General features: G+C 36.6%; 9 protein-coding genes. 4 read left to right on the forward strand and 5 right to left on the reverse strand.

All coding sequences use genetic code 11. From position 1 onward, the window contains the following. Window positions 1–26: 26 nt before the first annotated feature. From A9D35_RS08625 to A9D35_RS08640, 4 genes are all read left to right on the forward strand, one after another. The gene (locus A9D35_RS08625; protein ID WP_066221650.1) at window positions 27–719 is read left to right on the forward strand and encodes a glycosyltransferase family 2 protein; all 693 of its coding nucleotides are present in this window, start codon (window positions 27–29) and stop codon (window positions 717–719) included. Beyond that, complete coding sequence (locus tag A9D35_RS08630; RefSeq protein ID WP_066221653.1) at window positions 716–2206, forward strand: cellulose synthase family protein; 1491 nt, start codon at window positions 716–718, stop codon at window positions 2204–2206. Before A9D35_RS08625 ends, A9D35_RS08630 begins: the two co-directional genes overlap by 4 nt. A 209-nt stretch (window positions 2207–2415) precedes the next feature. Next, window positions 2416–3420 (forward strand): methylmalonyl Co-A mutase-associated GTPase MeaB, encoded by a 1005-nt coding sequence (meaB, locus tag A9D35_RS08635; RefSeq protein WP_066221657.1) that lies wholly within the window; start codon window positions 2416–2418, stop codon window positions 3418–3420. Window positions 3421–3489: 69 nt separating this feature from the next. Further along, a complete protein-coding gene (locus tag A9D35_RS08640; RefSeq protein ID WP_066221659.1) occupies window positions 3490–4110 on the forward strand; it encodes a hypothetical protein in 621 nt (206 codons plus the stop codon). 91 nt (window positions 4111–4201) lie between these two features. Here A9D35_RS08640 and scpA read toward each other — a convergent pair whose 3' ends face one another. Genes scpA through A9D35_RS08665 form a run of 5 tightly spaced genes read right to left on the reverse strand, consistent with a single transcriptional unit; the run spans window position 4202 to window position 11371 of the window. After that, the gene (scpA, locus tag A9D35_RS08645; protein WP_066221662.1) at window positions 4202–6340 is read right to left on the reverse strand and encodes a methylmalonyl-CoA mutase; all 2139 of its coding nucleotides are present in this window, start codon (window positions 6338–6340) and stop codon (window positions 4202–4204) included. 59 nt (window positions 6341–6399) lie between these two features. Further along, entirely contained in the window at window positions 6400–8223 is a 1824-nt protein-coding gene (locus tag A9D35_RS08650) for a methylmalonyl-CoA mutase family protein (protein WP_066221664.1), read from the reverse strand. Between the two features lie 18 nt (window positions 8224–8241). Beyond that, a complete protein-coding gene (locus A9D35_RS08655) occupies window positions 8242–9528 on the reverse strand; it encodes an acetyl-CoA hydrolase/transferase family protein (protein WP_066221667.1) in 1287 nt (428 codons plus the stop codon). A 45-nt stretch (window positions 9529–9573) separates the two neighbouring features. Beyond that, the gene (locus A9D35_RS08660; protein ID WP_066221670.1) at window positions 9574–10890 is read right to left on the reverse strand and encodes a sodium ion-translocating decarboxylase subunit beta; all 1317 of its coding nucleotides are present in this window, start codon (window positions 10888–10890) and stop codon (window positions 9574–9576) included. 58 nt (window positions 10891–10948) lie between these two features. Continuing rightward, on the reverse strand, window positions 10949–11371 hold the full coding sequence (locus A9D35_RS08665; RefSeq protein ID WP_066225968.1) for a biotin/lipoyl-containing protein: 423 nt from the start codon (window positions 11369–11371) through the stop codon (window positions 10949–10951). Window positions 11372–11392: the final 21 nt, after the last annotated feature.

Raw genomic sequence — 11392 nt, forward strand, 5'->3', positions numbered from 1 at the left:
TTTTCGCACACTAAAACTCTTAGTTAATGCCTAATATTAAAGTTATTATTCCGGCTTATAACGAAGCCGATTCTATAGCAAAGGTTATATATGATATCCCAGCCTATGTCAATGAAATTATTGTTGTAAATAATAACTCCACAGACCAAACGGTGCTGAATGCCGAAAAAGCAGGAGCAACGGTTTTAACAGAAACAAATAAAGGCTATGGTTATGCCTGCTTAAAAGGGATGGATTACATTGCTAAGCAAACTACAAAACCAGATATCATTGTGTTTTTAGATGGCGATTATAGCGATTACCCTGAACAGTTAACAGATTTAGTAGCGCCCATACTAGAAGAAAATATCGATTTTGTTGTTGGTGCACGTACGAAAAATCTTAGAGAACCTGGTTCTATGACTATCCCACAAGAATTTGGAAACTGGTTGGCAACATTTTTAATGCGACTATTTTTTAATTCAACCTTTACAGATTTAGGCCCTTTTCGCGCCATAAAATACGATAAGCTACTGAATTTGAATATGATAGACAAAACTTATGGCTGGACAGTAGAGATGCAATTAAAGGTTTTAAAGCAAAAATTTACATATCGCGAAATTCCTGTAAAATATCGTAACAGAATTGGTGTTTCAAAAGTGTCTGGTACAATAAAAGGTGCTATATTTGCCGGCGCAAAAATCTTGTACTGGATTTTTAAATATAGCCTCAAAAAATGATACTTGAAATAATTATAATTGCCATTTACTCAACATCTTTAGCACTCATTTTTATGTATGCTTTAGCACAGTTGAATTTATTATTAAACTACCTTTCTGCTCAAAAGAAAGACACAAATTTACCGCCTTTAGACATCTCTAAAGAACAAGATCTTCCAATTGTAACTATTCAGTTACCCGTTTATAACGAAATGTATGTTATGGATCGCTTGCTAGAAAATATTGCTACCATACAATATCCTAAGCATAAATTAGAAATCCAAGTTTTAGATGATTCTACAGACGAAACCGTAGCCACAACAAATTCGCACGTAGAAAAATTGAAAGCTACCGGACTAGATATTGTTCATATAACTAGAACAGATCGTAGCGGATTTAAAGCTGGTGCCTTAAAAGAAGGTTTAAAAATTGCTAAAGGTGAATTTATAGCCATTTTCGATGCCGATTTTTTACCCGAATCCGACTGGTTACTCCGTACGCTTCCGTATTTTAAAGACAGAAATATAGGTGTAGTACAAACCCGTTGGGGCCATATAAACCGCGAATATTCTTTACTTACTCGCATTCAAGCATTTGCTCTAGACGCACATTTTACTTTAGAGCAAGTGGGACGAAACAGTAAAGGTCATTTTATTAATTTTAACGGTACTGCTGGAGTTTGGAGAAAAGCCTGTATTCTTGATGCTGGAAACTGGGAAGGCGACACGCTTACCGAAGACTTAGATTTAAGTTACCGTGCGCAACTTAAAAACTGGAAATTTAAATACCTAGAAGACGTAGAAACTCCTGCCGAACTTCCAGTAGTTATTAGCGCTGCACGTTCTCAGCAATTTCGTTGGAATAAAGGTGGTGCCGAAAATTTTAGAAAAATGCTTTGGCGTGTATTAAAATCTGAAAACATTTCTGGAAAAACAAAACTTCACGGCGTACTTCATTTACTAAACAGCACAATGTTTTTAAACGTATTTATCGTGGCTGTTTTAAGCATCCCGATGTTGTATATTAAAAACGAATACGCCCACTTAAAGCCCTACTTTTATGTTATGAGTTTCTTTGTGGTAAGTAGCGTTATTTTCTTTATTTGTTATTGGTTTATGTACAAAAACATTTATGGTGGTGGCATTAAAAACTTCTTGAAATACATTGGTATGTTTTTCACATTTTTCACCGTAGCTATGGGCTTTTCGCTGCATAATTCCATTGCCGTTTTAGAAGGACATGCAGGAAAAAGAAGTGAATTTGTACGCACACCAAAATTTAATATTAGCACCTTAAAAGACAGCTGGAAAGACAACAAATACATCAAGAAAAACATCTCTTTAAACGTTCTTTTCGAAGGTGTACTAACCCTGTATTTCGCCTTCGGAATGTACAGTGCCTTTGTAGTTGGAGACCAAGGTGGTGATTTCGGACTTTTCCCATTTCACCTCATGTTATTCTTAGGATTCGGTTATGTATTCTTTAAATCTATAACATCTAAAGCATAATTTGGGCGTTCCCCAAGGGTCGCGCTTTTCGTTTCAATCTTTTGCTAAAAAGCAAAAGGATTTCCTCTGCAATCGCTAACGCAAAAAACATCAATTTTACAAGGCTAAAACCTCAAAAAACAGCCTCGTAAACATGGTGTTTTTTTGCTTTATAAGTATCTTTGTAAAACACCCATCACTTAGATAAGAGATTAAATTATTGCCTCAAGATGAAAGTTTACAAGCCTAAAAACAGATTAACAGCGAAACAATATATAGATGGTGTTTTAAATGGCGATCGTGTTATACTTTCTCGAGCAATCACAATCATTGAAAGTAATCTAGAAAGCGATAAAATTCTTGCTAAACAAATTATTCAGGCTATTTTACCTCATGCAGGAAACTCCATGCGTATAGGAGTTACCGGTGTTCCTGGTGTTGGAAAAAGTACTTTTATAGAAGCTTTTGGCAAATACCTAACCACGCTTAACCATAAAGTGGCCATTTTATCGATAGACCCAAGCAGTCAACGGTCTAAAGGAAGTATTCTTGGAGATAAAACCCGAATGGAAGATTTAAGTCATAACGACAAGGCTTACATCAGGCCTTCGGCTTCTGGTGACACTTTGGGAGGCGTAGCCAATAAAACAGGAGAAACTATGTTGCTTTGCGAAGCTGCAGGTTTCGACATCGTCCTTATAGAAACCGTTGGTGTTGGTCAATCTGAAACCGCCGTTCATGGCATGACCGATTTCTTTTTACTATTAATGCTCGCTGGTGCCGGAGACGAATTACAAGGCATAAAAAAAGGCATCATGGAAATGGCAGATATGGTGGTAATAAATAAAGCTGATGGCGATAATATCAAGAAAAGTGAAATGGCACGACTACAGTATCAAAATGCCTTACACATCTTCCCGCAACCCGAGTCGGGCTGGACACCTGTAGTAACCAAAGCATCTTCAACTAAAAACACGGGAATAGATTCGGTTTGGGATGAAGTCCTAAAATATAAAGATTTGGTAGACCAAAATGGCTATTTCGCTAAAAACAGAAATCAGCAAAACATTAAGTGGATGTATAACAACATAAACGAAGAATTAAAACAATTATTCTACGGATCTCCCGCTATAAAAAATACACTTGCCGAACTGGAAACCGATGTTGTATCTTCAAAAATATCGCCTGTAAAAGCAGCACAATCTATCATAGAGTCTTTTAAAAAAAGTATATAAATTATAATAGTACAATTCAATTTGATACAATTAGTGAATAGTGAGAGGAGATGATTAAATTTGAAACTTATGAAAGACAAAAAGCTTAAAGAAGTTATAACGACATTAAATCATCTTCAGTCTCAAATTAATTTAACAGTAGAAAGCTTAAATGAAATAAATCGACACCAACATACTCTCGAAGAAATTAAATTAGAAAATTATTTTGATAAAAATTTTAATTTAAAATTAGCTACAAGCGGCGTATTGGCTAATTATTCTATTCTTCTTTTTTGTTCTTTTTTAGACGAATACAATGATTTTTTTAATGTAGGGTATTTAAAATCCTGTAATCACGAGACCATAGCAAGGGTAAGGCAACAAAACAGAGCTGGTATAAAGAGAATTAATAAATGGAAAGATTTATATAACTTCAGAAACCATCTTATAGCGCATAATTTTAGGATAAAAAATAATTCATTTTTTTCCAATGAAACTGAAATGTATGAATATAAAATACCGAATACATTATCAGAAAAAAACTTATTTTCTGGTATAATTTATTTTATCTGCCTAAATATAAGAGACGCATTCCCAGAGGTAGTACATGAATTAAATATGCCTAAGAAAATGGTTGAAAAACTAAATTTAATTGGAGAAGTTGTCGACAGTGAAGAGGAGTTAAAGCTATTATTTGAGAATATGAAATAAAGAAATGAATAAACCCTTTCATTTTAAAACATAAAAAACCCCCATTACAAATACATCTGCAATGGGGTTTTTTGTCAACAATAAAAACATCTTAAACTTCTTCGTGTTCTAAATATTTTTCTAAAATGGTAATGGCCGACTTAGAAATCACTGTTCCTGGCCCGAAAATGGCAACCACTTTTCGATCGAATAAATAGTTGTAATCTTGCTCCGGAATTACTCCACCAGCAAACACCATAATATCTGGTCTTCCTAATCTTTCTAATTCGTTTATTAATTGCGGAATTAAAGTTTTATGACCTGCTGCCAAACTAGAAGCACCTACAAAATGCACATCGTTTTCTATGGCCTGTTTTGCAACTTCTTCCGGTGTTTGGAATAATGGCCCCATATCGACATCAAATCCTAAATCTGCAAAACTAGAGGCCACTACTTTAGCACCTCTATCATGACCATCTTGTCCCATTTTGGCAATCATTACGCGCGGACGACGCCCCTCTATTTCTGCAAACTTATCGGCGAGTTTTAAAGCCGATGCAAATGTTGAATCATCGCTAACTTCTTTACTATACACACCACTAATTAGTTTTGTATCTGCTTTATGGCGACCAAAATGCACTTCTAGAGCATCTGAAATCTCTCCTAAGGTTGCAAAATTTTCTGCAGCCGTTACGGCCAATTCTAATAAATTTCCTTCGCCTGTTCCCGCACAATCTGTTAATGCTTTTAAACATGCATCAACGACTGTTTGGTCACGATTATCCTTTAATTTTTTCAATCGTGCAATCTGCGAATCTCTAACCGCTGTATTATCGACTTCAAGAATTTCCATAGTCGATTTTTCATCGGTTTTAAATTTATTAACCCCTACTAAAACATCCTGACCAGAATCTAAACGGGCTTGTTTACGCGCCGAAGCTTCTTCAATGCGCATTTTAGGCACTCCTGTTTCAATCGCTTTTGCCATACCTCCAAGAGTTTCAACTTCTTCAATAAGAGCCCAAGCTTTTTTAGCAATCTCCTGAGTTAAATACTCTACATAATACGAACCTGCCCAAGGATCTACAGCCCTAGTCATTTGCGTTTCATCTTGAATATAAATCTGTGTATTTCGAGCTATTCTCGCAGAGAAATCTGTTGGTAACGCTATAGCTTCATCTAAAGCGTTGGTGTGTAAAGATTGTGTCCCTCCAAATCCTGCAGCCATAGCTTCGATACAGGTTCTAGCCACATTATTATACGGATCTTGTTCACTCAAACTCCAACCCGACGTCTGACTATGAGTACGTAAAGCCATAGATTTTGGGTTCTTCGGATTAAATTGTTTTATAATTTTTGCCCAAAGCATACGCGCAGCACGCATTTTAGCAATCTCCATAAAATGATTCATGCCTACCGCCCAGAAAAATGATAATCGCGGTGCAAATTCATCTATTTTTAAACCCGATTTTAAACCTGTTCTAATATATTCCATACCATCGGCTAAGGTGTACGCCAACTCAATATCTGCCGTTGCTCCAGCTTCTTGCATATGGTAACCACTAATAGAAATAGAGTTAAACTTAGGCATGTTATTGGTTGTATATTCAAAAATATCACCAATGATACGCATAGATGGTAAAGGCGGATATATGTACGTATTACGCACCATAAACTCCTTTAAAATATCATTCTGAATGGTTCCACTTAATTGATCTAACGCAACACCTTGTTTTTTGGCCGCTGCTATATAGAATGCCATAATTGGTAAAACGGCACCATTCATGGTCATAGACACAGACATTTTATCTAAAGGAATTTGGTCGAATAAAATCTCCATATCTAAAATAGAATCGATGGCTACACCTGCTTTCCCCACGTCTCCTGTTACTCTAGGATGATCTGAATCGTAACCCCGATGTGTTGCCAAATCGAAAGCTACAGATAATCCTTTTTGTCCGGCAGCTAAGTTACGTCGGTAGAATGCATTAGACTCTTCGGCTGTAGAAAATCCTGCGTATTGCCGAATTGTCCAAGGCCGAGTAACATACATCGTACTATAAGGTCCTCTTGTAAACGGTGGTAAACCAGCCGCAAACTTAAGGTGCTCGGCATCTTTAATATCCTCTTCGGTAAAATGTGTTTTTACAGGAATCCCTTCTGGAGTATTCCAAACGTCTGTATTATTTGAAGGCACAGCTTCTTGTTTTGAAGTTGTGTCTAATGTTATATTTGAAAAATCTGGTCTCATGTGTTTCATTTTTTGTTATTCCACAGTCATATGCTAGCATGCGTCTTCTAAATTGAACGTTACGATTTCACAGCACTACTGTTAATATGCTTCTGAATTTTATTCTGAACCTTAGAAATCGTGTCTATTACATCAGATTTCATATGAATACAGCCATCTAAACCTGCCTGAATTAAATCGTCCAAAATAGCTACCGGATTACCCGCTAACAATAATACTTTATCACGATTTAAAGCTCTAAACTTTTTAACAAATGGCAAAGCATTTACCTCGTAATCTGCATCTGAACTACAAATTACAACCACACGCGATTCTGATTTTGCACTAGCTTCGGCAGCCAATTCGGCACTCTCATAACTTTGTTCTTGCCAAACATTAAAACCGCTAACTCCCATAAAATCGTATGCAAAGGCAGCTCTTGCTTTTCGCATGGTTAAATTTCCAAAACTAGCGAGCTCGATAATAGGGCGTTTCCCCGCTTCGCCCACCATAGCCTCCGATATTTTACGCAAGGCTTCAATTTCTAAAGCGGCGCGTCTTGGTGTTAACACCTTTAAATGATTTTCGGGTAACGAAGATAACACCTTTGCATTAACGGTTTCCATTAGGTTTGGATATTTATTAACTCCAACCATAGGTAAGCGTCTTTGGCTAATTAATTTTATTTTTTCTTGACGAATTTCTGCTATTTGTTCTTGAATCCACTCTTTTTCGAAAGCCGCAACAAAACCACCTTTAGTTTCAGTTTCTTTAAATAAATCTAAGGCTTTTTGCGCAATTTGAGTACTTACTTCTTCGATATAATACGATCCATCTACCGGATTTGATACTTTTCCAAAGTACGATTCTTCTTTTAAGATTGTTGTTATATTTCCTGAAATTCTACTTGAAAAATCTGAAGCTGCATTAAATTCACTATCATAAGCATCGACTAATATTCCATCGACATTCCCTAAAATAGCCGACATAGCTTCGGTAGTGGCGCGCAACATATTGGTATGTGCATCGGTAACAGATTTGGTCCAAACCGATGTTTTTGCCGTTAGCGTATAATCGATTTTAGAAACGCCATAGGTCTCTGCAATTTTATGAAGCAAGCTGTTTAAAGCTCTGTATTTACCCATTTCAACAAAATACTCCGATCCAATGGCCAATTGCACGTGTAAACTGTTAAACACAGATTCTGCCGAAACTCCCTGAGCTTCGCATTGCTCTATAACATACACCAAGGCATTTAAGGTGTACGCAATTTCTTGAACTTGATTCGCTCCCGAATCTAAAAACGTGGTTCCAGAAATGGTTACACATTTAAAGTTAGAAAATGCTTTACCTAGAGTCATCACTTTTGTTAAAGTTTCAAATACCTGTGGGTCCAGCTTCGCTGTAGTCACATAATTTGATACCATCCCTAGGTCGAAATATCCTTTTAAATTGGATGTGTCTGTTACGTTATTTTTAGCATAGGCGAAAAAATCTGTAGCAAAAGCGATAGTATTTGGGGTGATTACAAAAGCGATTGCTGTTGTATTTAAATTGATACCTTTTAGTAATTCTGAAGGCGAGCAAGTTTCATCTAACTGAAAAACCAAACCGTTCATACCTTCCTCTTCAGCTTTTAATGCCAAAGCATTTGCCTCATCTGCAGCAGTCACTTTAATACTTCTATAGTTCACTAAGGCTTGTGCATTTTCACCCGTGTTTTTAAGATAACTTAGAGCATCTTCAGTGTTATAAAATGGCTGAATATTAATAGCGCTTAAATTTTTCCAAACTAATTTTTTATTAAAATCTGCGCCTTTTAAATCTATATTAACTTTCTCCAACCACTCAGATTTAGTAACCGGATTAAAATTGGAAAAAAGTGTCTTCTTTTTAGTGCTCATACAATGTGTATTACGTGATTAAACCATAATGCTACTTCCAAATCTTTCAAAAATAGCTTTATCTAAAGTTTCTCTATGGTCTGGATGTGCAATGTCTCTTAAATTTTGTGCCCGTTGTTTCAGTGTTTTCCCAAATAAATCTGCAACACCAAATTCGGTAACTATAAATCGTGCATGCGCTCTAGTGGTTACCACTCCTGCACCTTCCTTTAAAGTAGGAACAATTTTAGACACGCCTTTTAAGGTTGTAGAATTTACAGCTATTATAGGTTTTCCGCCTTTAGACAAGGCAGCGCCCCGCATAAAGTCCATTTGTCCGCCAACTCCAGAAAACATACGTGTGCCAATAGAATCGGCACAAATTTGCCCAGTAATATCAATTTCAATTGCCGAATTAATGGCCGTTACCTTCGGATTTTGGCGAATTATAGAGGTGTCGTTTACATAAGCGATGTCTAACATTTCTATTTCGGGATTATCGTCCATAAAATCGTATAACCGCCTGGTTCCCATAGCAAACCCAGATACTATTTTATAAGGATTTAATTTTTTATGAGAACCGTTTACAATGCCTTTCTCAACCAAATCTACGATGCCTTCGGAAAACATTTCGGTATGAATTCCTAAATTTTTATGATTTGTTAGATAAGTTAATACGGCATTCGGAATACCTCCGATTCCCATTTGAAGCGTTGCCCCATCCTCTATAATGCTAGCCACATGTTTACCAATGGCTTTTTCTTCTACAGAAGGATCTACAAATTTCATTTCGTAGATATCCTCTTCAACCTCTACACATGCGGCAAATTGATTGATATTTACAATGGCATCACCAAAGGTTCTTGGCATTTTAGGATTAATTTGTGCAATAACTTTTTTACCCATTTCTATCCCAGAAATCACAATATCTACCGAGACTCCTAAAGAGCAAAACCCGTGTTTATCTGGAGGAGATACGTTTACCAACACAACATCTAAGTCCATGTAACCTTCACGAAACAAACTTGGAATATCGCTTAAAAATATTGGAATATAATCGGCTGTAACACCAATCATTTTTCTAACATTTCCCCCTATAAAGAAAGCGCTTGTAGTAAAACTATCGTTTAATTCTGGAGCGATATATCCGCAGGCTCCTTCGGTATGCAGATGCACAATGTTTACACCTCTTAATTCTGGAGCGTGAGCCACCATAGCTTGAATAAGCGTTTGAGGTGTTGCCGAACCACCTTGAATTAAAACACGATCCCCCGATTTAATTAACTTCACTGCCTCTTGAGCAGACATTTTATTTGGAATGTTCATGATAAAAAAATTTAAAATTGCATTTCTATTACATCCTTAATCCTGTTACCCGAAGAAACTTAAAATAATACCCGCTGCAATGGCAGAACCAATTACACCTGCAACATTAGGTGCCATGGCATGCATTAATAAATAGTTTTGCGGATCGGCTTTTAAACCTTCGGCATGTACCACTCTGGCACTGTCTGGCACTGCAGAAACACCTGCGGCTCCAATAAGTGGATTGATTTTTTCGTCGCCTTTTAAGAATAAATTCATAAACTTTGCGAATAATAAACCTCCCATAGTAGCGATAACAAATGAAATGGCTCCTAGTCCAAATATCAGCAATGAATCTTTTGTAATAAAGATATCGGCTTGTGTAGAAGCTCCCACTGTAACCCCTAAAAGAATGGTTACGATATCGATCATTTTAGTACGAGCTGTATCCGCTAAACGCTCTGTTCTTCCAGATTCCTTTAATAGGTTTCCGAAGAATAACATTCCTAATAATGGTAATGCACTTGGCGAAATAAACGTTGTTAATAATAAAGCTACTACAGGGAAAATCATTTTTTCTTTTTGAGAAACTGCTCTTGGAGGTTTCATACGAATTAAACGCTCTTTTTTGCTAGTAAGCAATTTCATGATTGGAGGCTGAATTACCGGTACTAATGCCATATACGAATAGGCTGCAATAGCAATGGGTCCGATTAAGTTTTTAACAGTTGTACCGTCGGCGAGTATATTAACTCCGTTGGCAAGTTTAGACGATAAGAAAATGGCTGTTGGACCATCTGCTCCACCAATAATCCCAATAGCTCCAGCTTCTGGCAAATTAAACCCTAAGTAAAGCGCTCCTAAAAAAGTGGCAAAAACCCCTATTTGAGCAGCACCTCCTAAAAGCATTAGTTTCGGGTTTGCTATAAGCGAGGAGAAATCCGTCATTGCCCCAATACCGAGAAATATAAGAGGCGGATAAATACCTTTAACAACACCAAAATACAAATAGTTTAGCACCGATCCGGCCTCGTAAATACCGGTTTGATTGCCTGCGACAAAGGGAATATTTCCTATAATTACACCAGCACCAATAGGAATAAGCAGTAAAGGCTCGTAATCGAATTTTATACCGAGGTAAATAAACACAATACCAATAATAATCATGATGATATTTCCTCCGGTAGAATTCGCAAAACCTGTGTATTTATAAAATTGTTTTATACCGCCTATCGCTTCAGAAACAAAACTTTTTTCTGATGTTTCTTGACTCACTACAGACGTAGTCTCTGTATTAGTTGCCGCATTTAAAGTTAACCCTAAGGCAGGTCTTATAAACACGAGTAGCGATAGAACTCCAAATATTAATATTATTTTTTTCATTTTTTTTTGTTTTGAATTGCATAGTGCTTTCATACTATTGAAATACTATGCTTTAATGCTATTCTAATTCTATCATCACTTCACCTTGTAATACCTGTTGCCCTACAGCAACGTTAACGGCAGTAACAACTCCGGCTTTCTCAGACGTAATATTGTTTTCCATTTTCATGGCCTCTAAAACTAGAAGCAAATCACCATCTTTAACCGTATCGCCAACTTTTACATTTAAACCTAGAATAACACCAGGTATAGGAGCTTCAACTTTAATTTTCCCTGAACTTGCACTGCTTATTTTAACGGGCTCTATAGCCGCTTTTGAAGGCGTTCGCACCAAGGTTGGTGTTTTTATGGTTTTAACCTCTTCTTTCATTTTAACAGCATAAGCGGTTCCGTTCACCTCTAGGTTAATAGTGTTGTTTTCTTGCGAAACGATACGAACACTATAACTGTTTTCATTTATATTGAATGTGAAATTTTTCATTGTATATCTTTCTTTTAAATC

Origin of the sequence: Formosa haliotis (genome assembly GCF_001685485.1) — a bacterium.
In the GTDB taxonomy this organism is placed as follows: Bacteria; Bacteroidota; Bacteroidia; order Flavobacteriales; family Flavobacteriaceae; genus Formosa; species Formosa haliotis.